The sequence below is a fragment of the Thermotoga sp. SG1 genome, from assembly GCF_002865985.1.
Taxonomy (GTDB): domain Bacteria; phylum Thermotogota; class Thermotogae; order Thermotogales; family Thermotogaceae; genus Thermotoga.
In genome coordinates this window covers 88,046-111,396 of the sequence record NZ_LNDD01000003.1, presented here as the reverse complement: position 1 = coordinate 111,396, position 23,351 = coordinate 88,046, and the positions used below count along the sequence as shown (strand labels likewise).

Annotated in this window: 26 protein-coding genes; 5 read left to right on the top strand and 21 right to left on the bottom strand. The window is 46.7% G+C overall.

All coding sequences use genetic code 11. The annotated features are described in order from the left end of the window. Positions 1-169: 169 nt before the first annotated feature. From AS006_RS03440 to hslV, 16 genes are all read right to left on the bottom strand, one after another. Positions 170-787, bottom strand: coding sequence for a hypothetical protein (locus AS006_RS03440; protein WP_101512973.1), 618 nt, complete (start codon positions 785-787; stop codon positions 170-172). 4 nt (positions 788-791) lie between these two features. After that, positions 792-1,373 carry a sigma-70 family RNA polymerase sigma factor gene (locus AS006_RS03435; RefSeq protein WP_101512972.1) on the bottom strand — a complete coding sequence of 194 codons (582 nt, stop codon included), beginning with the start codon at positions 1,371-1,373 and terminating at the stop codon, positions 792-794. Between the two features lies 1 nt (position 1,374). Beyond that, the gene (locus tag AS006_RS03430) at positions 1,375-2,928 is read right to left on the bottom strand and encodes an ABC transporter permease (protein ID WP_101512971.1); all 1,554 of its coding nucleotides are present in this window, start codon (positions 2,926-2,928) and stop codon (positions 1,375-1,377) included. Positions 2,929-2,941: 13 nt separating this feature from the next. Continuing rightward, positions 2,942-3,907, bottom strand: coding sequence for an ABC transporter permease (locus AS006_RS03425; RefSeq protein ID WP_101512970.1), 966 nt, complete (start codon positions 3,905-3,907; stop codon positions 2,942-2,944). A gap of 61 nt (positions 3,908-3,968) precedes the next feature. Further along, complete coding sequence (locus AS006_RS03420; RefSeq protein ID WP_101512969.1) at positions 3,969-5,708, bottom strand: ABC transporter substrate-binding protein; 1,740 nt, start codon at positions 5,706-5,708, stop codon at positions 3,969-3,971. Positions 5,709-5,723: 15 nt separating this feature from the next. Then, complete coding sequence (locus AS006_RS03415; protein WP_101512968.1) at positions 5,724-6,893, bottom strand: ABC transporter ATP-binding protein; 1,170 nt, start codon at positions 6,891-6,893, stop codon at positions 5,724-5,726. Positions 6,894-6,909: 16 nt separating this feature from the next. Continuing rightward, positions 6,910-7,122, bottom strand: coding sequence for a heavy-metal-associated domain-containing protein (locus tag AS006_RS03410; RefSeq protein WP_199167340.1), 213 nt, complete (start codon positions 7,120-7,122; stop codon positions 6,910-6,912). Further along, entirely contained in the window at positions 7,119-8,060 is a 942-nt protein-coding gene (fmt, locus tag AS006_RS03405) for a methionyl-tRNA formyltransferase (RefSeq protein WP_101512967.1), read from the bottom strand. The genes AS006_RS03410 and fmt overlap by 4 nt, the downstream gene beginning before the upstream one ends. Then, complete coding sequence (gene hflX / locus AS006_RS03400; RefSeq protein WP_101513316.1) at positions 8,057-9,277, bottom strand: GTPase HflX; 1,221 nt, start codon at positions 9,275-9,277, stop codon at positions 8,057-8,059. The genes fmt and hflX overlap by 4 nt, the downstream gene beginning before the upstream one ends. A gap of 13 nt (positions 9,278-9,290) precedes the next feature. Further along, positions 9,291-9,563, bottom strand: coding sequence for an RNA chaperone Hfq (gene hfq / locus AS006_RS03395; RefSeq protein WP_012310528.1), 273 nt, complete (start codon positions 9,561-9,563; stop codon positions 9,291-9,293). Between the two features lie 37 nt (positions 9,564-9,600). Beyond that, positions 9,601-10,518, bottom strand: coding sequence for a tRNA (adenosine(37)-N6)-dimethylallyltransferase MiaA (gene miaA, locus AS006_RS03390; protein ID WP_101512966.1), 918 nt, complete (start codon positions 10,516-10,518; stop codon positions 9,601-9,603). Beyond that, positions 10,515-11,279: a class I SAM-dependent methyltransferase gene (locus tag AS006_RS03385; protein ID WP_101512965.1), complete on the bottom strand. Its 765-nt coding sequence runs from the start codon at positions 11,277-11,279 to the stop codon at positions 10,515-10,517. The genes miaA and AS006_RS03385 overlap by 4 nt, the downstream gene beginning before the upstream one ends. Beyond that, positions 11,206-11,463 (bottom strand): heat-shock protein Hsp70, encoded by a 258-nt coding sequence (locus AS006_RS03380; RefSeq protein WP_233185617.1) that lies wholly within the window; start codon positions 11,461-11,463, stop codon positions 11,206-11,208. The genes AS006_RS03385 and AS006_RS03380 overlap by 74 nt, the downstream gene beginning before the upstream one ends. A 28-nt stretch (positions 11,464-11,491) precedes the next feature. Then, positions 11,492-12,121, bottom strand: a complete 630-nt coding sequence (locus AS006_RS03375; protein ID WP_101512964.1) for a hypothetical protein — start codon at positions 12,119-12,121, stop codon at positions 11,492-11,494. 11 nt (positions 12,122-12,132) lie between these two features. Beyond that, a complete protein-coding gene (gene hslU, locus AS006_RS03370; RefSeq protein ID WP_101512963.1) occupies positions 12,133-13,524 on the bottom strand; it encodes an ATP-dependent protease ATPase subunit HslU in 1,392 nt (463 codons plus the stop codon). Between the two features lie 11 nt (positions 13,525-13,535). Next, positions 13,536-14,066 carry an ATP-dependent protease subunit HslV gene (hslV, locus tag AS006_RS03365; RefSeq protein WP_101512962.1) on the bottom strand — a complete coding sequence of 177 codons (531 nt, stop codon included), beginning with the start codon at positions 14,064-14,066 and terminating at the stop codon, positions 13,536-13,538. A gap of 80 nt (positions 14,067-14,146) precedes the next feature. Between hslV and mnmA the strand changes: the two genes are divergently transcribed. Together mnmA and AS006_RS03355 are read left to right on the top strand one after the other, a co-directional pair. Then, positions 14,147-15,223 carry a tRNA 2-thiouridine(34) synthase MnmA gene (gene mnmA, locus AS006_RS03360; protein ID WP_101512961.1) on the top strand — a complete coding sequence of 359 codons (1,077 nt, stop codon included), beginning with the start codon at positions 14,147-14,149 and terminating at the stop codon, positions 15,221-15,223. Continuing rightward, a complete protein-coding gene (locus AS006_RS03355; RefSeq protein WP_101512960.1) occupies positions 15,220-16,149 on the top strand; it encodes a GAF domain-containing protein in 930 nt (309 codons plus the stop codon). The genes mnmA and AS006_RS03355 overlap by 4 nt, the downstream gene beginning before the upstream one ends. Positions 16,150-16,170: 21 nt before the next feature. Here AS006_RS03355 and AS006_RS03350 read toward each other — a convergent pair whose 3' ends face one another. The 4 genes from AS006_RS03350 to AS006_RS03335 form a co-directional block, all read right to left on the bottom strand. After that, a complete protein-coding gene (locus AS006_RS03350) occupies positions 16,171-16,365 on the bottom strand; it encodes a DUF6485 family protein (RefSeq protein ID WP_101512959.1) in 195 nt (64 codons plus the stop codon). Further along, positions 16,362-16,967 (bottom strand): DUF4234 domain-containing protein, encoded by a 606-nt coding sequence (locus AS006_RS03345; RefSeq protein ID WP_233185648.1) that lies wholly within the window; start codon positions 16,965-16,967, stop codon positions 16,362-16,364. Before AS006_RS03345 ends, AS006_RS03350 begins: the two co-directional genes overlap by 4 nt. Positions 16,968-16,972: 5 nt before the next feature. Further along, positions 16,973-17,950 carry a clostripain-related cysteine peptidase gene (locus tag AS006_RS03340; protein WP_101512957.1) on the bottom strand — a complete coding sequence of 326 codons (978 nt, stop codon included), beginning with the start codon at positions 17,948-17,950 and terminating at the stop codon, positions 16,973-16,975. A gap of 64 nt (positions 17,951-18,014) precedes the next feature. Then, positions 18,015-18,926, bottom strand: coding sequence for a TIGR01212 family radical SAM protein (locus AS006_RS03335; RefSeq protein ID WP_101512956.1), 912 nt, complete (start codon positions 18,924-18,926; stop codon positions 18,015-18,017). A gap of 70 nt (positions 18,927-18,996) precedes the next feature. Here AS006_RS03335 and AS006_RS03330 point away from each other — a divergent pair, with 70 nt between their 5' ends. Together AS006_RS03330 and AS006_RS03325 are read left to right on the top strand one after the other, a co-directional pair. Continuing rightward, entirely contained in the window at positions 18,997-20,730 is a 1,734-nt protein-coding gene (locus AS006_RS03330) for a proline--tRNA ligase (protein ID WP_101512955.1), read from the top strand. Further along, a complete protein-coding gene (locus AS006_RS03325; RefSeq protein ID WP_101512954.1) occupies positions 20,727-22,232 on the top strand; it encodes a YifB family Mg chelatase-like AAA ATPase in 1,506 nt (501 codons plus the stop codon). The genes AS006_RS03330 and AS006_RS03325 overlap by 4 nt, the downstream gene beginning before the upstream one ends. Here the strand turns inward: AS006_RS03325 and fliJ are convergent. After that, on the bottom strand, positions 22,229-22,660 hold the full coding sequence (fliJ, locus tag AS006_RS03320) for a flagellar export protein FliJ (protein WP_199167338.1): 432 nt from the start codon (positions 22,658-22,660) through the stop codon (positions 22,229-22,231). The two genes, AS006_RS03325 and fliJ, sit on opposite strands and share 4 nt — an antisense overlap. Before the next feature lie 110 nt (positions 22,661-22,770). On the opposite strand from fliJ, the gene tmung reads away from it, so the two are divergent. Then, the gene (gene tmung, locus AS006_RS03315; RefSeq protein WP_101512952.1) at positions 22,771-23,349 is read left to right on the top strand and encodes a type-4 uracil-DNA glycosylase; all 579 of its coding nucleotides are present in this window, start codon (positions 22,771-22,773) and stop codon (positions 23,347-23,349) included. Positions 23,350-23,351 lie beyond the last annotated feature (2 nt).

The following is a 23,351-nucleotide window of genomic DNA, read 5'->3' as shown; positions in this document are numbered from 1 at the left end:
CTTCAAGGGTTTTTCAAGAAGATTTAAGAAGTTCTTCCACGCTGATTCAATTCGGTGTTACAGGAGTAAGTTAAATTTTGAATTGCGTGTCCCTCATCCCCCCGATCCCCCCTGGACCCGATTAAGACAAAAAAGGAGCATGGGAGGGACGATCGTCCCTCCTTTGTTTTTACCTCGGTATGTAGAGGTTCAGATCCCTCGCTATGTTCTCAAGGCGCGTTTGAGTAACCTGAACGATTTTTGTGGGATGATGAGAAGTTCCCACACCAAAGACAAGCAAAAAGACCCTGTTTGGGATACCGACGATCAACGTTGCGCTTCTGGGGATCACGATATCGTAATCTGTAGCGATCTTTGGTTCCTTGTAATAGAAAAACCTGTAAGGAGAAAGTCCTGGCTTAATGTCTCTTGAGAAGATGATCTTTTCCCCATCCTTGATGGTGATCCACACAGGATCGTTTCCCACAACGAAGATGCGTATATAGCCGGTGGTTGGGTCGTCTTCTATCTCGGAAAAGATCTTCTCAAAATCTATTCTGGATTTCTCAAAGTACTCGTAGGCGGTGATGTAACGGCTGACGATGGAGTTCGGTTTCAACAACTCCTCGAGTGTTTTCAATCGGTCTTCGTAACTAGTCAATTTCGATTGAAGCGTTCTTTCCAATTCTAAGACTCTTGCATCGAGCTTTTTGAGAAAAAAGAAGTTGAAGACCGAAAGAACGAAGAAGAGCAGAATGGCCACCACGATCAGTGAAGCAAAAAAAGAAACAAGAAAATCTCTCTTCATCGTATCACCCTAGTTCAGAAATCATTCTCTTTACCTTCTGAACCGTGTTGTCCACTTTCTTTGAAGACACACGAAACTCCTTTGCTATCTCTTTGTACGAGTATCCATCCAGCCATCTGAGGAATATATTCTTTTCCAGTTCATTCAAATTCCCCAGAACCTTCTCTAGAATTATATCAGAAAAAGCTCTCTGGGCGATGTCTCGACTGGCGTCCGGCATCTCAAAAGGTGAATCGTCTTCTTCTTTTTCCATCGACTCCACCTTCACGGCATCGGAGAGCATCCTGTTCTTTTTCCTGTTCATGTAGGTGAGAAAGGATTTTATTTCAGACTCCACACTTCTCCAGGCAAAAGACGTGAAGGTGCTCTTGGAACTGTCGTAGTAGAAAATGGCCTTTATGAGTCCCACAAGTCCGTTCTGTATCACGTCCTCTTGCTCTGCCCAGCTGGCAAAGTACCGAGAGGATATCTTCACGACCATGGGATAGTACTTTTCGATGATGAGATCTATCGCCTCCTTGAAACCTGCCTGTGCGTATTCCACCAGCTCCTCCACCCTTTTTCCCCTCAACCTGTACTTCAGCATCCTATCCGAGAGACCTCGGATCCAGAGCGTCTCTCAAAGCGTCTCCAACGAAGTTGAACGAAAGCACCGTGATGAAGATGAACAAACCAGGTATGAGAAGCCATGGGTACTTTGTCATGTAGGCTACGTTCTGTGCCTGAGCAAGCATCAATCCCCAGCTCGCATCGGGTTCCCTTATACCGAGTCCCAGAAAACTGAGACTCGCTTCTCCCAGGATGTATCCTGGTATTGCAAGAGTGGCGGCGACTATCAGATAGCTCGTTGTGTTTGGAAGAACATGGCGAAAGAGGATCCTCGTGTCTGGAAAACCGAGTGCCTTTGCTGCTTCCACGAACTCTCGTTGCTTTATGGAAAGTACCATTCCCCTTATCACCCTGGCTCTGCCCGCCCATCCAATGAAAGAGAGTATGAAGACGAGCAGAATGTACACCTGTGTGGATGGAATATCCAGAGGAAGCAACGATCTCAAAAGGATTAGAAGGTAGAATCCCGGAAGTGACATGATGATCTCAGAAAACCTCATCATGAGTTCATCCACAAGCCCACCGTAGTATCCGGAGATTCCACCAAAGATCAGAGAAAGCGCAAAAGTGATGAACATTCCTATGAAACCAATGGAGAGAGAGATCCTGGAGGCAAACACGAGTCTGCTCCAGATGTCTCTACCGTACTGATCCGCACCCATTATGTAGAATCTCACGTATTCGTTGTTGTCGTAATTATCCACACCGAAAAGGTGATACCTGAACGGTATGAGCCAGAAAAGATAACCGAGCTTGTGTTTTTCATCACCACCCCACGACTTGATAAACCATTTCACTGGATACGTCTTGTAATCGTAATCGAGCACCTTTCCTGTGATCATCTCGATATCTTCACCTTTTTTCACCAGAACCATGTTGAGTTTCTCCTTCAATATCACCTTTTCGATATCATCGGGAGAATCGAGTCCCAACCTGAAACCATACTTTCCAAAGTACGTGTCTTTTGCAACAGGTGAAGTAGTTTCTATCTCCGCCTCACCCTTTGTCAGGACATCGGTGTCGTATCCGAACAGGAAGTAATCCACCACCCTGGTGGTGGAACCGGCGAACTTTCTGGTGCCGTCTTTCAAAACAAGATAGTATTCTTCATCCACCATGAAGGAAAAGCCGGTTACGCCTTCTTTTCCTATCTCGTAATTGACCTGAGATCCAAAGACATCCAGAACAAGTCTTCTTGGAAAGAGCATCTCGTAGAATTTTCTTTCAAAAGTGGCTTTATCAACGTAACTCACGGTTGGAAGAACGTACGCTCCAACACGTTTTCCTTTGTACTCCCTGTGCAATCTGGTCGGCGGAGCAAAAGAGTGCTTCAGCGACTGTTCGTAGGGATGATAAGGTGATAGAAAATCGGCAAAAAGAGCCATGAGGTAGAGAATTATGAGAACATAAAGCCCAAACATACCGAGCTTGTTTCTTTTGAAGGCTCTCCAAATGAGCTCTCTTCTGGAGAGAACCTTTTCTTTGAACTCTATTTCACCGTTTTCAATGGGAATCGCTTTCTCCTCAGCCATGACAACTCCTCCTTCACTCGAATCTCACTCTTGGGTCCACCGCAGCAAGAAGTATGTCAGCGATGAGGTTCCCCACCACCAGCATGATGGCACTGATCACAGCAGACGCCATGACTATGTAGATATCCTGTTGAAGAAGAGCCTGATAGATGAGTCTTCCCATGCCGGGCCACGCAAAGATGTTCTCTATGATGACCGCACCACCGAGGACGTTAGAAATACTGAATCCAAGGAAGGTGATCATAGGGTTGATGGCATTCCTCAAGGCATGCTTGTATATGACCACACGTTCGGGCATTCCTTTCGCACGGGCAAATTCCACGTAATCCTCGTTCAGAACATCAAGAAGACTTCCTCTCATGTACCTCATCAGAGAGGCGAAACCGCCAAAACCAAGAGCAATTGTGGGTAATACCAGATGCGATGCGATATCTTTGAACCTTTCCCACGTTGTCATCTCATTGTAGTTCACAGAGACCATACCGGCGATAGGAAACCATCCAGTTTTTGCAGCCACGAATAGAAGGAGTATGGCTAAGAAAAAACCTGGAAGCGCGATACCACTGAAGGCAACAACCGTGAGAATCTTGTCCCAGATGGTGTACTTCTTCAGAGCAGAGAAAATACCAACAACTATACCGAGTAACCACTCAAAAGCGAGTGAAGAAACAGATAGTATCACCGTGGCAAATACTCTCTCCCATATCAGAGTGGAAACAGGCCTTCTGTAGTAGAAAGAATACCCGAAGTCACCCTTTAAGACGTTCTTCAACCATATTCCGTACTGGACGATCCAGGGTTTATCCAGACCAAGTTCTTTTTCCATCTTTTCAAGAAACTGTTGTGATACAGAGGGATCCAGACGGTACATATCCAGGAAATTTCCCGGTGCCGCCTGCATGATGATAAAAACAAGAAAAGAAATGATCAAAAGCTCTGGTACCATGATGATCAGTCTGCGGGCGATGTACTTGAGCAAACAGGATCACCTCTTCATCAGAAGTTTGGAAAGGGAGGGGGATTTCCCCCTCCGAAACACTTTACTGTTCCTTCCAGACACAATCCTGATTCCAACCCCACATTCCACCGAATGCGGTGGGTTCAAGGTTGTGGAGCTTTTTACTGTACGCGTACAGATAAAGCTGCTGGGTAGTGTAGATGAGAGGCAGGTGTTCAGAGACCAGCCTCTGGAACTCTCTGAACATGTCCACCACTTTTTGCTGATCAAGGATCTTCACATTTTCCTCAAAGATTCTGTCGATTTCTTTTTCCCAGTCGGGCGAGTAGTAGTCGTTCGGATCGACGAACTCTTTGACTTCGGGGTGATAGTTCCAGAAGTGAAGTGATCCTTTTATTCTCCACACGTTTGCTCCACCCTGTGGTTCGTCGGATCCTGTGAGACCTATTATGACTGCTTCCCAATCGCCGTTCACAACGAGTTTCTGAACAAGAGTGTTGAAGTCTATAGGAGCGAATGTCACATCCATTCCGAGTTTTTTGAGCGACTCTGTTATGATATTACCCATTCCTTCTCGGACTTGGTTTCCAGCGTTGGTCATGATGATGAACTTCACAGGATTCCCTTCACTGTCGAGGAGCTGGCCGTTTTCATCCCACTTGAATCCACCGAGTTTGAGCATCGTTCTTGCAAGATCGAGGTTGTACGGGTATTTTCTGAGAACGGATTCGTCGTAGTAGACAGTTGCAGCCTGGCTGATAGGACCCCACTGTTCCACCGCAAGACCGTTGTAGAGTGTGTCGATCATGGATTGTTTGTCGATGGCGTAAGCAACGGCTCTTCTGAAGAAGTCGTTTCTGAACCACTTCCTCTTCACGGGATCTGGAGCGTTCCAGTTGAAGGTGATGAAAGTGGTACCGAAGTTGGGACCTCCAACCCCGACGACCCATCCCTTTTCTTGAGCCATAGCCTTGAGTTCAGCGTACTCCGTTCCACGAGGTCCGTACACATCGACTTCTCCGTTTTCGAACGCGAGCCTCTGGGCATCCTGAGTTGGAATGATCTTGAAGATGATACCATCAAGGTACGGAAGCTGTTTTCCGTCTTTGTCATACTTCCAGTAGTACGGGTTCCTTTCGAATCTCACGTATTGATCGGGAACGTACTCAACGGGAATGAACGGCCCGAGTCCAACGATCTCTCCCTTGTTTATGGCATCAACCGTCCAGAACTCCTTGAACTTTCCTTCTTTCACGTAAGGTTCTGCAAGGTGTTTCGGGAAGATGGGAATACCTCCGATGTACCTCACAGCGAGTCTGTAGGTTTCTTTCAGTGTCGTCTTTACAGTGTAGTCATCGATCTTTTCGGCCACGGGCCAGTTGTCAGCAAAAAGGTCCTGCATATCGTTTGGTATGTCGGGGTTGAAGTACACGTCGTTGATCGTGAAGACCACATCGTCTGCTGTGAACGGTGTTCCGTCACTCCATTTGACACCTTTCCTCAGATGCCAGATGATCTCCATGCTGCCATCTTCATTCTGCTTGAGCTCCCAGCTTTCTGCAAGGGCAGGATGTATCCTCGCGTAGTTGTCGAGCTCTATCATGGAAGCCATGAACCTTACAATGACGTCTCTGGAGCTTGTCTCCTGTGCTACCACATCGTTACACGTTCTGGGGCCAGAAAGCGTTGGAACTACGAGTACTCCCCCGTACTGTCCTGTGGCGTCCGCTCCGATGTAGGTTTCAAACTGAGCAAACGGCGAAAGTTCTGCAAACATTGTAATAGCAAGGATCAACACGAAAACACCAAAGAACTTACGCATGAACATACACCTCCTCTATGATGAGTGTAGATGACATGCCACCCAGTGGTTTGGAGAAACCTCTTTCATAAGAGGATACTCTTTTTCACACACGGGCATCTTGTAGGGACACCTGGGATGGAAAAAACACCCTGTGGGTCTGTTGATAGGACTTGGAACTCCTCCTTTGAGTATGATTCGCTTTCTTGATCGCTCAATCTTTGGATCCGGCACCGGAACGGCAGACAGCAGGGCCTGGGTATAGGGATGCAATGGATTGTCGAAGATTTCGTCCGTGTCACCCATCTCCACGATCCTTCCGAGGTACATGATGCCCACTTCGTGACTTATGAATCTCACGAGCCCAAGGTCGTGCGAGATGAAAAGATAGGTAAAGCCATTTTCTTCCTGGAGTTTGAGAAATAGGTTTATAACCTGTGCCTGAACGGAAACGTCAAGAGAAGCCGTTGGTTCGTCGAGGATCACTATTTCCGGATTTATGGAGATGGCCCTCGCGATGGCGATCCTCTGTCTCTGCCCTCCACTGAACTGATGAGGATACCTCTCCAGGTGGTAATCCTTGAGTCCGACGTTTCTAAGAAGCTCTCTTGCCATGTCGATTGCCTCTTCACGGTTTTTGGCAAGTCCGTGGAAGAGAATTGGTTCCGTCAATATGTCTCCAACGGTCATTCTGGGATTCAGAGAGCTCATCGGATCCTGAAAGACGATCTGTATTTTCCTTCTGAACTTCATTCTCTTCTCTTCTGTATTTTCAAGCAGAGCTCGATAGAATCTGTCCTCGCTTTCTCCGACTTTTTTGAAGAAGATCTCTGCGTACTTTTTGTCGACACCATCCAGGGTGTTTATTATCTCATCGGGTGAGAAAGAGGTCTTCATCTTACGGAATATGTCCACATAGGTCGCTTTCAGATAAGAAATCGCCTCTTTTGTTTTCATGAAGTAGTAAGTGGTATCATCGCCATCAACGATGACCCGACCAGCAGTGGGATTTGTGAGACGGAGCACAGTTTTCGCTGTGGTCGTCTTTCCACAGCCAGACTCACCAACAAGGGCAAAGGTCTTTCCTTTTTCCACAGCAAAAGAAACATCGTCAACTGCCTTCACGTAGTCAACGATCTTTTTCACCAAAAAGCCCTTTCTGATCGGAAAGTACTTCTTCAGGCTCAACACTTCCAGTGTTTTCACCTTGAACAACTCCTTTTCATACGATGAGTGTGTAACCCAAACTGTCAACCACCGTTTTTATCTGCTCTTTAGAGATTATTCTATCATCGTATTCCACACCAACAACTTCAGCCGCCATCTCGTAATCCACTTTGAACACACCATCAAGTTTCTCAATGGCGCTTTTTACCTTTTTGTAGTCTTCCTCGGTTTTTGCTCCTTTCAGCATGAAGTAGTTCAACCTTCTCAACTCTCATACCTCCTTTCCAGCCTCATACCTTCCTCTATCAACCTTCCGTTCTTGAGTTCCCAGAAGGTGAGCTTCTTTTTCCCGGGAAGCTGCAGGTACTTCACCTTCACTTTTCCCCTGCCGGTTCCTATCCAGGCACCTTCTCTATCTATATAGTGTATCAAACCTGGTTCATCATTCGAACTATCTACAGTTGTTACTCCAAACAACTTTACCTCTTTTCCATTCAAAAAAGCCCTTGCACCGGGCCTTGAGTCGTATGCCCTGATCTTGTTCTTCACCGTCTCTGCGTCCTTCGAAAAATCAACGAACAGATCTTCTTTCTTTATGAGAGGAGCGTAGGTTGCCTGTGTATGATCCTGTTCTCTCAGATGTATTTCACCTTTCTCCAATCTCTCAAGAAAATCGATCACCATTTCCTTCGAAAGTTCTATCAACTTTTTTTCCAGATGATCGAACGTTTCGAAGGGATCTACGTCCACCTCTCTCTGAAGAGCAATGGGACCCGCGTCGAGCTCTTTCACCATTCTGTAGATGGTAACTCCCGTTTTTCTTTCCCCGTTTTCAAGGGATCTCTGTATCGGAGAAGCACCTCTGTACTTTGGAAGAAGAGAAGGATGGATGTTGTAACAGCCGTATTTTGGAAGTGAAAGCACCTTTTCACCCAGTATCTTACCGTAGGAAGCAACTATCAGAACATCCGGGTTCACTGAGTGCAAGAACTCCAGAGCCTCTTTTCTGTTTATCGATTCTGGTTGAATACAGGGAAGGCTCTTTTCCTCTGCAACGACCTTGACCGGAGTGGGGAGCGTTTTTCTACCACGTCCTTTCGGTTTGTCCGGTTGTGTCACAACACCGACAACATCAACACCGTTTTCCACCATGTGCTGCAGAATCTCCGCTGCAAACCCGGGAGTCCCGACAAAGACCACCCTCAAGATGTCACCTTCCCCTTCAGTAGCTCTACGGTATCTTTATCGGCCTTCACCGTGACAAAAACGTAACCGTCTCGATACTCCTCGTTCAGTATCTCCAGTCTGTCTTTCATTGTGTAAACCAGCCTTATCTTTTCTATGGGGATCTTTATGGTTTCTTGAACATCCCTTTGACTGAGGACTTCCTCCAGTTTTTCCAGAAGGCGATCGAGTCCTATTCTCTTTTCTGCCGAAATGAAAAGGGCCTCAGGGTATTTCCATTTCAGCGTCTCGATTCTGTTTTCAGTACAGAGATCGATCTTGTTGAAGACAAGGATCCTTGGGATTCTGTCTGCTCCGATCTCTTCCAGTACCTTCTCTGAGGCTTTCATCTTCTCTTCAACATACGGATCCGAAGCATCTACAAGGTGTATCAAAACATCCGAATACTTCACCTCTTCCAGAGTCGCTTTGAACGCACTCACGATCGTGTGGGGAAGTTTCCTTATGAATCCAACGGTGTCACTCACAAGGATGACTCTTCCACTTCTCAGTTTCAAACGTCTTGTCACTGGTTCAAGCGTGGCAAAGAGTTTGTCTGCAACGTAAACATCGCTCTCTGTGAGTGCTTTGAGGAGAGTGGATTTTCCCGCGTTGGTGTAACCCACAATGGACACATGAGGGATCTTCTTTTCCAATCTCTGCTTTCTTTGAACTTCCCTTTCTTTTTCTATCTCCTTCAGTCTTTTTCTGAGTTGTGTGATGCGGTTTTTGATGTGCCTCCGCAAAACCTCAAGCAGAGGTTCACCGGGGCCCCTCGTTCCAATTCCACCACCGAGTCTTGAGAGTTCCTCACCTTTCCCAACCAACCTCGGCAACTCGTAGAGGAGACTCGCCATTTCCACCTGAAGCTTTCCTTCTTCACTGGTTGCATGGCGTGCAAAGATCTCGAGGATCACCTGAGTCCTATCCAGTACTTCCACTTCCAGGTACTCTCTCATGTTTTTCGATTGAACTGGTGTAATCTCATCGTCTACCACAACAAGATCGGCTTCACAGAATTCCACTATTTCTTTGAGCTTCTGGAGTTTCCCTTTTCCCAGGTAGGTAGCAGGATCGGGTTTTGCTCTCTTTTGCCAAAGCCATTCAACGACATCAACTCCCAAAGTCTTACACAGTCCCTTCATTTCTTCGAGGGACTCTTTTATCTTTTCTTCATCCTTTCCAACGGCAACAACGATCGCTTTTTTCCCCTCAAGATCCCTGGTCTTCAGGAGTTTCATCCTCCTTTTCTGGTTCTTGCTTTCTGGGCATCAACATAACGTACGAAGAGGGTATGATGGTGCTGATAGCGTGTTTGTAGATGAGACTCTGTTGATTTCCGCTTTCCAGAAGAACTGTGTAGCTGTCGAAAGATCTGATGAATCCTTTCGTTTGGAAACCGTTCACCAGGTACACCTTCACCTCGATTTTGTTGACCCTGAGGTGGTTCAGAAATCTGTCCTGAAGGTTGAACTTTTCTGCCAAGGTGAACTCCCCCCTCAACGTGAGATTCAAATATGGATTATACCGAAAAATTCTTCACTATGAGATCTTTCAAGATCTTTTTAATTTCCTCTTTGTTCACGAAAGTTAAATTGTACCATATGGCGTTCTCATACCTTTTAAACCATATGATCTGCCTTCTCGCAAAGTGTCTTGTGTTTCTCTTTATGAGGTGCACCATCTTTTCGAAGTCGTATTTTCCTTCCAGATATTCGATCACTTCTTTGTATCCTATCGTTTTCATTGAGTTCAAGTCTTTTGAATACCCCATACTCAAGAGCTTCTTCACCTCGTCCACAAGACCCATCTCTATCATCCTGTCAACCCTTTTGTTTATCCTGTCGTAGAGATCGTATCTTTCCCTCATCAGTACTATTATGAAGAATCTATCGTCTCCCCTTGTTTCTTTCTGAAGTTCAGATATCCTCCTTCCCGTCTTCACGTAAACTTCGAGCGCCCTGATGGTTCTTTTAAGGTCGTTCGGGTGAATCCGTGTTGCCGCTTCCGGGTCGAATTCCTCAAGCATCTTCCTCAGGATCCCCGGTTCTCTTCTCTCGAGTTCTCTCAATTCCTTTCTTATGTTCTCATCCGCGGGCACTCCCTCGAATATACCCCTCACAAGAGCGTCCACATAAAGCCCTGTTCCACCCACGTATACGGGTATCTTCCCACGTTTGAGAATGCCTTCCACTGCCTTCAGTGAATCCTTCCTGTAAAGAAAGGCGTTGTAGTATTCGTCAGGATCCAGTATGTCAATCATGTGATGAGGGACCCTTTTTCTCTGCTCCGGTGTTGGTTTGGCCGTTCCTATATCCATGTAGCGATAGATCTGTCTTGAGTCCATCGATACGATCTCCGCGTTTATTTCCTCACATACTTCCACCATGAGGTCTGTTTTCCCGACGGCGGTGGGGCCCCCTACTATGGCTATCTTCATCGCTTGTAGATCACCCCGTACATCACTCCGCTTTTTCTGGAACCCTTTAACTCATCCACTCTGATCCTCTTGAAGAGTGAGTCCTTGATATGGCTTTTCAGGATGACCTTCTTTCTGGCGATTCTGAGCATCTCTTTCACGTCGTCCTCGTTCACCGTGTCGTACACCGCAAAGGGTCTTAACGGGTTCATGGCGGAAGACTCGTACACCGGGTTTTCAAACATGGGATCGCAGTAGACCACATCAAAGGTGTTGTCGAGTTGTTCCCTGATGTATTCCTTGAAATCCGCGTGGTAGAGTTCGATCCTCTTCAAAGCCTCTTTCAGCCATTTTATATCCGTTTCGAAATTCTCCATACCGTGTTTCACCACGGTGTATATATGAATCGATCCCTCCAGACCAATCACCTTTCCCTCGGGAAGGAAAGCCGCCATGAGGATGGCCTCACTTCCAAGTCCGAAGGTTGTGTCCAGAACCACTTCGTTCCCCTCTGGCTGGAGGGTCTCTATCAGGTAGTCCTTCTGCCCACTTTGTATGTTCCTCATACGAAGAATGGCAGAAGAAGGATGAAAGAAGAACTCCCCACCAGGCCATTTTATCGAAATTCTGTTCTTTTCCACCACATAATAGAAGTCCGCCTCTACTTCCTTCAAACGCTTCCTTGGGACGTAGATCGTTCCGAGTTTTTCAGCGAGTTCCCTGGCTTTCATCACCTGTTCTCTGTCCGGTTTGTGGGACGTCGTAACCACGAATCGTTTCACTCTCTATCACCTCTAAGAGTCTTTCGTTCAGCTTTCTTTGTTCCTCGATCTTTTCTTTCAACGCATCGTACTCTTTCAGAAGCTGGTTGTGCTGTGTTTCTGCCACCTGATAGTTGTGATAGCTCACAAAGAAGACAAACAGCATGAAAAACAAAAGTGTCAAAAGTCCCATGTTCAACTTCAAAACTCTCTTTCTTCTTTGGGGCCTTATTTTAGAAAGTGACCTCGTACTCGTCCCTCCCCTCCTCCAAGGTAAGAGAGGTTGACATATCGTCGAAAAAGACGTTCACATCGTAAATTTCGAACGGCCTTGGTGGGTAGAAGAGAAACTCTCCGTTGTAGACAGGAACCTTCATCTCGTAGTCGTCAAATGTTAAAGTCACAACGCTTCTTTCCTGACTGATTTCCCCAGACACCCTCACAGGATCTTCGACAGCAAAAACCCTCTTGTTTTCAAGATCAAGAAGAAGATAGGTGTTGTCTTCAAGGATTGTGGTTGTTTCAAATTCACCGATCTCGTGAAACAGCACAACCGGATTTGCACTGAAAGACACCGTCATCGTCTGCTCTTCTGTCACGACCGTTGCGTTCACGTCGAGTAGAAGATCTTTCGTGTCAAAAGGTATGTCCACGGTGGTCAGGTAGAATCCCTTCTCCCTCAAAACAAATTCGAGACTGTATTCTTTTCCGTTCACCGACAGAGAACTTTCTTCCAGGTCGACGGTGGCGCCATCAGGAACACCGATGTTGAACAGATAAACGTACAGATCCGCCCTGTCTGGACCTGTCAGCGCACAGGCTGCAGCAAGAAGCAAAAGGAATGAGAGAAAAAACACCCTCATAACGACTCTCCTCACAGTATGTACGCACTCAGGTCTTCGTCCTGGACGATTCTTTCGAGTCTTTTTCTCACGTACTCTGCGTCTATCACCACTCTCTTTTCTGGAATGTCCGGTGCTTCGAAGGAGATCTCTTCAAGGACTTTTTCTGCAACCGTGTACAGTCTCCTTGCTCCGATGTTTTCCAGTCTCTGATTGAGCTGGTAGGCAATGCGTGCCATTTCTCTGATACCGTCTTCAGTGAAGACAAGTTCAACGCCTTCCGTTGAAAGCAGCGCTTGGTACTGCTTTATGATGGCGTTTTCGGGCTCTTTCAGAATTCTCACGAAGTCTTCTTCGGTCAGTGGTGAAAGCTCTACACGTATCGGGAAACGTCCCTGAAGCTCCGGAATGAGATCTGATGGCCTTGAAACGTGAAAGGCTCCTGCCGCTATGAAGAGTATGTAGTCCGTTCTCACAGGTCCGTACTTCGTCATGATCGTGGTGCCTTCCACGATCGGAAGAAGATCCCGCTGAACGCCCTGCCTGGAAACGTCTGGACCCGAAGCGCTTTCCTTTCCCGCTATCTTGTCTATTTCGTCTATGAATATGATACCTCTGTTCTGCGCTCTGTCGAGGGCCTCCTGTATCACCTTATCCATGTCGATGAGTTTTTCCGCTTCCATGGGAAGAAGGACCTTCCTTGCTTCTGAAACCTTCATCCTTCTCTTCTTCTTTTTCTTTGGAAGCATCCCACTGAACATGTTAGAGATCTCTATTCCCAGATCTTCCATACCCGGTCCAAAGATTCCCATAAAGGGAGAGGCCGTTTCTTCGATTTCCACTTCTATTTCTTCGTCTTCCAGTTCTCCTCTTCTGAGTCTTTCGCGCATCTCTTCTCTTTTCGCCCTGAACCTTCGTCTGTCCTCTGGTGTGTACTGTTGCTGCTGCCCTCCTGTAATCAGATTTATAAAGGGATTTGTAATCACTGGGGTAGCTTTAGATTCCGGAACGAGGGCATCGAGAATTCTTTCCTCAACAAGATCTTTGGCTTGCTCTTCCACCTCTTTCATCTTCTCCTGTTTCACCATGTTGACACTGATCTCAACGAGGTCCCTTATCATGGAGTCCACGTTCTTTCCCACGTATCCAACCTCTGTGAACCTTGTTGCCTCAACTTTCAAGAACGGAGAACCTGAAAGTTGAGCTAGCCTTCGAGCGATCTCTGTTTTTCCCACACCAGTGGGCCCGATCATCAGTATGTTCTTTGGAAGGACTTCTTTTCTCCATTCTTCGGGAAGTTTTTGTCTTCTTATTCTGTTTCGAACAGCGATCGCTACCGCTTTTTTTGCCTCCTGCTGACCGACGATGTATTTATCGAGTTCCTGGACAATTTCTTTTGGGGTCATCTCATCAAAGCTCTTCATAAGAACACCTCCTAGACTTCTTCTATCACGATGTTCTGGTTCGTGTAGATACAGATTTCTCCGGCTATCATCATGGCCTTCTCCACGATCTCTCTTGCGGAAAGATCGGTGTTTCTGAGCAGAGCCTTTGCGGCAGCAAGAGCGTAAGGACCTCCCGAACCGATGGCGGCCGCATCGTCATCGGGCTGAATGACTTCGCCGTTTCCAGAGATGATGAAGATGTTCTCTCTATCGGCCACCAGAAGCAGGGCCTCCAGCCTCCTCAAAACCCTGTCTGTTCTCCAGTCCTTTGCGAGCTCAACCGCTGCCTTTGTTAGATTTCCTCCCCATTCTCTAAGCTTTGCTTCGAATCTATCGAAGAGCGTCATGGCGTCCGCCACAGATCCTGCAAACCCGGCAAGCACCCTTCCCTCACCGAGTTTTCTCACCTTTCTTGCGTTTCCCTTCAACACGGTAGAACCGAACGTGACCTGTCCATCCCCACCCATCACAGTTTTCCCATCTCTTTTCACCACAAGAATCGTCGTACCGTGGAATTTCATCTTCTGCACCTCCTCAAGTTATTTTAACCCAATTTCTCGAATAAAGGAAATGGTATCATCTTAGATGAGGAGGTGCGAACTTGAGAGTAGGAGTGGCTCTAAGTGGCGGTGTGGACAGTGCTGTTGCCCTGTACCTTCTTCTCAAGGAAGGACACGAAGTGAAGGCCTTCCACATGAAAACAAAAGAGGACGAGTTCTTCCTGAAAAAAGAGATAAAAAAGAAGGTCTGTTGCAGCCCTTCAGATACGGCCGATGCGATAAGGATCGCTCGCTCTCTGGGTGTGGAAATAGAAATCGTCGATGTGAGGGAAGTCTTCAGAGAAAGGGTCATTGAGCCTTTCAAGAGAGATCTGCTCAGAGGACTCACCCCCAATCCCTGCGTCCATTGCAACAGGTACGTGAAGTTTGGATACTTCATGGACTACGTACTTTCGCGAGGGTTCGATGCTTTCGCGAGTGGACATTACGCGCGCGTTGAGTTCAGCGACAAGTACGGAAAAAAGGTAATAAAGAAGGGAGTGGACAGGAAAAAAGATCAATCGTATTTTCTTGCCAGGATAGAACCATGGAGAATAGAGAAACTTCTCTTTCCAAACGGCATCTACACGAAGGAAGAGATCAGAAGAATCGCAGAAGAAGCCGGCATACATGTGGCAAAGAAGCAGGAAAGCCAGGACGTGTGTTTCATACCGGATGGAAGCATCGAAAACTTTCTGAAAGATGAAGGAATAACCCTTGCAGAAGGGAAGGTGATTACGGAAGAAGGCGAAGTCGTGGGACATCACAGAGGCTATCCACTCTACACGATCGGTCAGAGGAAAGGGCTGAAGATAGAAAGGTTCGGTGAAAGGCTCTACGTGAAAGAGAAGAGGCCAGAAAGCAACGTCGTTGTGGTCTCCAGTCTGGAAGGTGTTTTCTTCTCTGGACTGATCGCCACCGATCTTGTCTGGCACGTTGACCTTCCAGAAGAGTTCAGATGTGTCTGCAGAGTGAGAAAGAAGGCAGAAGAGGCACCGGCGATCGTCAGGGTGAAGAACTCCGAAGTGGAGGTTCGATTTGAAAAGAAGATGTTTGCGGTAACGCCGGGTCAGATCGCTGCCTTCTACGACGAAGATACACTCCTTGGAGGAGCGATCATAAAGGAGGGAATCCCATGAGGAGCATCGTGCAGAACAAAACTGAAGAGTGCCTTGAAATTCTGAGATGGGACAAAACAAAGTGGATAGACTTCTGGAAAGAACTCAGAAAGAAGTTCGGACCGATAATACCGAACTACGAGAAGAAACTCGAACTGGACGAAGAAAAGATAAAAGAGATCCTCTGGAACACGGAAAGAAGAGAACTCGACCGGTTCAAATGGGAATGGCTGGACATCTCAAGAAACAAGAAGGTGGAGTGTGCAGAGGCACTTTCTGAAAGAGAAGGGTTTCTTGACCTGAAAAGAGAGGACTTCTCCGTGTTTCTCATGTCACTTCTTGGTATCTCGGACTGGATCGTCGTGGACGGCGAGAGAGAAAAGATCGTGATCGTGGACGTCTTCTCCCTCTGGAGGAAAGGTCTGCTCAAAGAACTCTCACTCGCTACCCTTCAGGCGGTGATAGAGTTTCGGAAGGGCAAAGAGAAAGGAAATTACCCAGGAAAGAAAGAGTACTTTGAGTCATTGATGAAAGAGATCGAAAAAATCCTGGAAAGAGGAAAAGACGCCCTTGGAGATCTCTGTGGATTTTTGAGAAACCACGTTTCTTACTATGACTGGGTTGGCTTTTACTTCGTCGAAGATGGAAGGCTGAAACTCGGTCCTTTCGTGGGAGAGCCCACGGAACACGTTGAAATACCCTTCGGTGTTGGAATCTGCGGTCAGGCTGCCGAAAGAGAAGAAACCTTCGTTGTCCAGGATGTCAGCAAAGAGACGAACTACCTCTCCTGCAGCCCGAAAACGAAGGCAGAGATCGTAGTTCCCATATTCAAAGACGGAAAGATCGTTGGAGAACTCGATATAGACTCACACAGTTTTTCTCCGTTTTCCGAGGAAGACAGATTGTTCCTTGAAAAAGTGTGCGAACTTGTCTCAAAAGTGGTGTGAGGAAAGACCTCACACCACTCTTTACACCACTCTTTTGAAATGCTCAATGGACCTGTCCCAGGTCCTTTCTGCGTCGTTCGGGAAATAGCACGCCGGAAGTTCTCCGTGCTGTCTGTGGTAGTGCATACACTCACAGCAGATACCCTTCCTCGGACAGCCAGGATAGGAACAGTTGCAGTAGGAAAGGTTCCTTTCCTTGTTCGGGCAGGCCTTCACAGTTTCACCTCCAGATTCTTCATGGTTCTCTCGTCGGCATCAAGAAATTCGTTGATTTCCTTTGAAAGTTCAACGATCAGATACAGCCAGTACACACCAAGTGTGATCAAAGTGAGCAAGAGAACAGATAGGACGTTTCTTTCCTTTATGATAGGCCGGAACTCCACATCAAACAGTGTGCGGTAAAGACGTGCTTTTTCCTCCTGAAGGTGCCTTGCTGCTTCGAAAAGAAAATGCAAAAAGGTCACAAAGAACACCACCTGAAGAAGCGAAAACAGCCACACCTCCGGAAAAAGAAAGGAAAGAAACCAGAAGAGAACGAAGGCAAAATACGTCCAGTTCGGAACAAGCGGAATTCCTTTCAAATCAATGCCGTAACTTTCTGCCAATTTTTTGGTGTTCAAAGTGTTCTCGTTCAGCAAAATCGCCCACTGCCTGTAGACAACAAAAAGAGAAAGAGAAGAAACTATCGAGAGAAAAAGTGCCGCGAGAGCAAAGACGTGTCCCTGCTTTCCAGAAAGGATTTCCCCGTAATATTTTACCAGCAAAAAGGTACTCGCAATCGAAAAGATCACACCGATCCAGACAAGATTCATGTTCACTCTTCTCAATTTTTATCCCTCCAATAAAGAAGAAGATCGTCCCAGAAGCTATCTTTTGTGAAGTCACTCAGTGCGAAAAAGTCATCCCAGTACTCGGAATTTTTCATGTTCTCTGGCAGGTACAGGAGAAGATCCGTGTTGTCTTTCGGAGTGCCGTAGATTCTGGCAGAAACGATGGCATCGTAAAGTTTTTCACCATAATATCTAAGAGTATTGTCTGAAGACGAAGACATAGAAAGCGCTCTTGCAAATCTTCCCAGTTCTATGAGTTCAGTGGAAAAACCTCCTATCTTTCTTCTTTCAACAGTGAAATTCCAGGGCGATATTTGCTTTTTCATCATGTACTGGGAAACCCTGTTCAGCCAGTACATGACATCATCCAGTTTCAAGGTATCCCAGACACTCAAAGAAACACTCTCTCCGTAACTTTCATGGTACTTTTGAACGATTCTGGAAAGAAGGGAGAAAAGACCTGTTGATTCCTTCAGCGCCGTGTAATCCCAGCCTTCCGCCGGAATTTCCTTAGAAGAAGTCACGATGTATCTTGCACATTCTTTCAGTTCCCACAAGATCTCGAAAGTTCCCATCAAGCAAGCATCGAAACCAAGTACCGTGACAGGAGAGTCTTTTAAAACGCTCTTTATCTCTTTCACCGAAAGAAAATCTTCGTTCGTTTCATCGTAGGCAACTCCCTTCGTTGTCGTCTGAGCCTCACCACGCCACCAGTCACCGTGATTCCAGATCACAAGGAAAGAAAGATCATCCCTTCGGTATTCATTCAGAAAGGAAGAAAGAGTCTGTGGATCACCGGAATCTATCTCATCGAAGGTTTCCAGAGGTACTGTCTCACTTTCCACACGATACAAGGTATCCGAATTGGTCTCATAATCGACCATCACAAAAACTTCTATCCACGATGGGTTTTCTCTCATCTCTTCGAGGTCCTGGGCCACGTAGTGTTCCAGGTCGTTATCCGCGGCCATCCATACGAGGAAAGAGAGTGTATACCTGGGGACAAAAACGCAGCTGAAAAGCAGAAGAAACAGACTACTTGTTAAGATAATCGAACCTTTTGCCCTGATACGTATCTCTCCTTTCGAGTTCTCTTTCTATCATGTTGATGATCTCTATTTTGCTCTTTCCCCAGTTTCCAAATATCGTTCCCTCTTTTGGCGGGTCAGCAACGAGTCTGTGAATGACGACCTTGGGAGACAAATACTCTAGGAATGTGATGACCCTCTCCACGTACTCTTCCAGGCTACAGATCTTTATCTCCCCTCTTCTGTACAGCTCCGCAAGTTTTGTTCCCTCCACCACGTACAGCGAATGAAGCTTCACACCGTCCACATCGAGGGCTGAGAGAAGTTTTGCTGTCTCCACCACATCTTCCATATCGTCCCACGGCAGATTCAGTATCACGTGAACCACAAGTTCTATTCCCCTTCTCTTCACCCTGACAGCAGCATCCACGAACTCTGCAAGCGTGTGTCCCCTGTTGATCTTTTTCAAAGTCCTGTAATTTGCCGTCTGAAGGCCCAGTTCAACAGAAACGTCTACTCTTTTTTTGAACTCTTCCAGAAGATCCAGCACTTCTTCGGGAACAAGATCGGGTCTTGTGGAAACGGAGAGTTGAACTACGCTATCGTCTACCAGGGCTTCTTCGTACCTTTTTCTGAGTTCTTCGATGGGAGCATACGTGTTGCTGAACGCCTGAAAGTAAGCGATGAACTTTCTGATTCCCCTCTTTTCGTACCTTTCCTTCATTCTGATTACCTGTTCTCTGATGGGTAGTTTCATGAGCGTGGTGAAACCGCTCCCTGTGGCATCACAGTAGATACACCCTCCTGTTCCCTTCGTCCCGTCCCTGTTGGGACAGGAGAAACCTCCGAAGATGACTATCCTCTGAACTCTCTCACCGTATTTTTCCTTCAGGTGATCGCTGAGTTTTCTGTAGCGCACCATATTCCCTCCTTCAGTCCTTATGATACAATAGTTTCAAAAGAACTCGTAATCGAGGAGGAGATCGGCCTTGCGAATGAAACAGCTGTACGCCCCCACGTTCAAAGAAACTCCTTCTGATGTAGAAACGGTGAGTCACGAATACCTTCTGCGCGGTGGATTCATAAGAAAGGTGGCCGCCGGGATATACACCTATCTGCCATTGGGAAGAAGGGTTCTTCTCAAGATAGAGAACATCGTACGCGAAGAGATGAACAGAATAGGTGCACAGGAGATCCTCATGCCCATCCTCCAGCCCGCCGAGTTATGGAAGAAGTCCGGCAGATGGGACGACTACGGTCCCGAGATGATGAAACTCAAGGACAGACACGAAAGAGATTTCACACTCGGACCCACACACGAAGAGATCGTGACAGACCTTGTAAAGAACGAACTTCGCTCCTACAGACAACTTCCTCTCGTTGTCTATCAGATAGCGAACAAGTACAGGGATGAGATCAGGCCCAGATTTGGCCTTCTCAGAGCAAGAGAGTTCATAATGAAAGACGCCTACAGTTTCCACTCCAGCTGGGAATCGCTGGATGAGACCTACGATCTGTTCAAAGAGGCTTACTCGAGGATCATGGAAAGACTCGGTGTGAGATACATGGTCATAGAGGCAGAAACGGGTGCCATCGGTGGAAACGCTTCTCACGAGTTCGTCGTTCCTGCAAAAATCGGGGAAACGAACGTTCTCTACTGCGAAAAGTGTGGATACCAGGCAAGCGATGAAAAAGCCGAGTACAGGGGAGAATACTTCTATGAAGAAGAGGGAGAAAAACCTCTCGAGAAGGTTCCAACTCCTGGTGTGAGGACGATAGAGGAAGTCTCGCAGTTCCTCGGAGTTCCTCCATCGAAGATAGTGAAATCTCTTTTGTTCGTCGGAAGAGATGGGTACGTGATGGCTCTCATAAGAGGGGATCTGGAGTTGAACGAGGCAAAGCTCAAATCCTACCTGAAAGACCAGTCGTTGAGACTTGCCACGCCTGAGGAAGTTCTAAAGGACTTTGGAGTTCCCATCGGGTTCATCGGACCCATCGGCACGAACGTGAAGAAGGTGGCAGATCACAGTATCAAAAGTCTGAAGAACTTCGTCGTGGGCGGTATGGAGAAAGACACACACTATGTCAACGCAAATCACCCAAGGGACTTCAAAGTGGACGAGTGGTGCGATCTGAGAACCGTTGTGGAGGGGGACCCTTGTCCAGTGTGCGGTGAGCCTCTTAAAGCCACGAAAGGCATAGAACTCGGTCACATCTTCAAACTGGGAACAAAATACTCCGAAGCGATGGAAGCCTATTTCATGGACGAAAACGGTGAGATGAAACCCTTCATCATGGGATGCTATGGCTGGGGTGTGTCCAGAACGATGGCGGCGGTTGTAGAACACTTCCACGACGAAAACGGCATGATCTGGCCCCTTTCCATAGCGCCTTACACAGTCATCGTCGATATCCTGAACATGAACGATCAGGATCAAAGGCGTGTTGGAGAAGAGATTTACAGGGCCCTTTTGGAAAAGGGTGAAGAGGTTGTTCTCGACGACCGCGAGGTCTCACCGGGTTTCAAGTTCAAAGATGCCGACCTCATAGGGTTCCCCATAAGGATAAACGTGGGAAGATCTCTAAAAGATGGTGTGATCGAACTGAAAAAGCGCTATTCGAAAGAACTCGTGAAGGTGAACATTCAAAACGGTTTTAACTCGCTCTTTGAGACTCTGGACAGAATGAAGGCAGAATACGATCCCAAGGAGGTCGTTGAGTGAACTATTGTCGTCTTTCCTCTGCCACTCTTCAGGGCATAGAAGCGATGAAAATAGACGTGGAAGTTGATTTTGACAACAGAAGTGTTTTCAACGATATCGATTTGGTAGGACTCGGAGACACCGCTGTGAAAGAAAGCCGGAAAAGAGTGAAGAGCGCCATTCTGAACAGTGGGTTTTCTCTTCCCCATGGAAAGTTCGTGGTGAACCTTGCACCGGGAGACGTGAAAAAAGAAGGCTCCATGCTCGACCTTCCTATAGCCCTGTGTATTCTTGCTTCAACGGGTATCGTTCAGGTGAGTGAGAACATCCTCGCCGTTGGTGAACTTTCACTGAACGGTGAAGTGAAAAGGGTAAGTGGTATACTACCCGTTCTTCTGGCTCTTTCAGGAAATTTCAGGGGAACCGTCATAATACCAAAAGAGAACGAAGAAGAAGCAACATGCGTGAAGGACCTTCACGTCTACACGGTAGAGTCTCTCAGAGAGTGTGTGGAATTTCTGAGAGGAGACAAAGTATTGGAAGAGGTTGAGTACGTGGGAATAAAAGAAGCAGTGATGGATTACTCCGTTGACTTTTCGGACGTTCGAGACCATGAAATGGTCAAGAGGGCCGTTGAAATAGCAGTAGCAGGGTTTCACAACATCCTCATGGTGGGAAATCCCGGCTCTGGAAAGACGATGATAGCAAAGAGAATCCCCACCATCTTCCCTCCGATGTCAGAAGAGGAGATCATCGAAACGAGCAAGGTGTACAGCGCCGCTGGCTATCCCGGTCTTGTCCGAATCAGACCGTTTCGCTCACCGCATCACACAGCCTCAACCGTTTCCATCATAGGTGGTGGTACAACTCCGAAACCCGGAGAGATCTCTCTTGCACACAACGGCGTGCTCTTTCTCGACGAACTACCAGAGTTCAAAAGGGACGTGCTCGAGGCTCTGAGGCAGCCCCTTGAGGAACATTGCGTCACCGTTTCAAGGGCAAAGTTCACCGTCACTTATCCTGCCCGTTTCATGATGGTTGGGGCAATGAATCCCTGTCCCTGTGGAAACCTTGGTGATCCAAAACAACCCTGTGTCTGCTCTCCAAAGGACATCCTGAGATACAAGAAGAAGATATCGGGTCCACTTCTGGACAGAATAGACATCGTCGTGAACGTGCCAAAACTTTCTTTCGAGGAGATGATGAAAAAACCCGAAGGAGAGAAAAGTGCATCCATAAGGGGTCGAGTTATGAAAGCAAGAGAGATCCAGCAACGACGTTTTCAAAACACTCCTATCTCCTACAACTCTCAGATGACACACAGGATGTTGAGAGAACACGTAAAACTCGACGATAAAAGCGAAAACCTGCTCAAAAAGTACGTGGAAAGGCATGGACTTTCCGGCAGGAGAATCGATAAGGTGTTGAGGCTCTCAAGAACGATAGCCGATCTTGACGGCAGTGAAAGAGTGGAAATGAAACACCTGGCGGAGGCGTTGCAGTACAGATTCAGGGATGACTAGCTCCACCAGAATTTCCTTTCTGCAACTTCGTCCATTCTCTTTCTCTCCTTCAGGTTTTCTTCTGCTTGATACTCTTTAAGTCTTCTCTCTCTCAGTTTCTCAAGCATCTTCCTTTCTTTCATCCTCTCCAGAAGATTTTTTCTGATATTTTCCCGTTCTTCCAGTAATCTCTGCAGTTCTTTCTGATATTTCTCCATCTCCGTTTCATAAAAGCGTATTCCACGTTCGAGTTCAATCAGGTCTCTCTTCGAAAGCAGACCTTTCTGAAGAAAGTTGTTTTCTATTTTTTTCTTTTCGATGGTCAATTGTTGTATAATGTTTTTGACATTTTCGATCTTTTCAGAGATCTTTGAGAGCTCATTTTTCAAAGTTTCTTCTTCTTTTCTTCGAACAGTGTATATTCTCTGAAGTCTAAACTTAAAAGCCACAACAATCACCCCGATCAGGGAATTTGCGAAAACCGTATGCAAGGTGATAAAATTAAGTAAGGTTCCATTAATTTCTGGTAATATTTTACCCTAATCTGGAGGAGAAAGTGTTGTTCACCAGGGAAGAATTGATGGAGATAGTGAAAGGAAGAGTCAAAAAGTGTACTGCGTGTCCGCTGTATCTCACGAGAACGAATGTTGTCGTAGGAGAGGGAAGCCTGGACACGAAGATTGTCTTCGTTGGTGAAGGTCCAGGGGAAGAAGAAGACAAAACGGGAAGGCCGTTCGTTGGAAGAGCGGGAATGCTTCTGACAGAGCTTTTGAGCGAAGTTGGAATTAAACGAGAGGATGTGTATATTTGCAACGTTGTAAAGTGCAGGCCCCCTAACAACCGTACGCCAACCACAGAAGAGATGTTTGCATGCGGACATTTCTTGCTCGCACAGATCGAAATAATAAATCCAGCGGTTGTGGTCGCTCTAGGATCCACCGCTCTATCCTTCTTCATGGATGGAAAGAAGGTATCCATAACCAAGGTACGGGGAAATCCGATAGACTGGCTGGGCGGAAAGAAAATCGTTCCGACCTTTCATCCGAGCTATCTTCTGAGAAACAGAAGCAGGGAACTGAGAAAAATCGTTCGGGAGGATTTAGAGAGAGCAAATAGTTTCATAAAGGAGGAGGGTTGATA

Excerpts from the sequence above, each read along its gene's own strand:
- AS006_RS03440 (WP_101512973.1), bottom strand. The coding sequence starts at position 787 with ATGAAGAGAGATTTTCTTGTTTCTTTTTTTGCTTCACTGATCGTGGTG.
- AS006_RS03435 (WP_101512972.1), bottom strand. The coding sequence starts at position 1,373 with ATGCTGAAGTACAGGTTGAGGGGAAAAAGGGTGGAGGAGCTGGTGGAA.
- AS006_RS03430 (WP_101512971.1), bottom strand. The coding sequence starts at position 2,928 with ATGGCTGAGGAGAAAGCGATTCCCATTGAAAACGGTGAAATAGAGTTC.
- AS006_RS03420 (WP_101512969.1), bottom strand. The coding sequence starts at position 5,708 with ATGCGTAAGTTCTTTGGTGTTTTCGTGTTGATCCTTGCTATTACAATG.
- miaA (WP_101512966.1), bottom strand. The coding sequence starts at position 10,518 with ATGAAGATAGCCATAGTAGGGGGCCCCACCGCCGTCGGGAAAACAGAC.
- AS006_RS03375 (WP_101512964.1), bottom strand. The coding sequence starts at position 12,121 with ATGAGGGTGTTTTTTCTCTCATTCCTTTTGCTTCTTGCTGCAGCCTGT.
- hslU (WP_101512963.1), bottom strand. The coding sequence starts at position 13,524 with ATGAAGAGCTTTGATGAGATGACCCCAAAAGAAATTGTCCAGGAACTC.
- hslV (WP_101512962.1), bottom strand. The coding sequence starts at position 14,066 with ATGAAATTCCACGGTACGACGATTCTTGTGGTGAAAAGAGATGGGAAA.
- AS006_RS03355 (WP_101512960.1), top strand. The coding sequence starts at position 15,220 with ATGAGGAGCATCGTGCAGAACAAAACTGAAGAGTGCCTTGAAATTCTG.
- AS006_RS03340 (WP_101512957.1), bottom strand. The coding sequence starts at position 17,950 with ATGGCCGCGGATAACGACCTGGAACACTACGTGGCCCAGGACCTCGAA.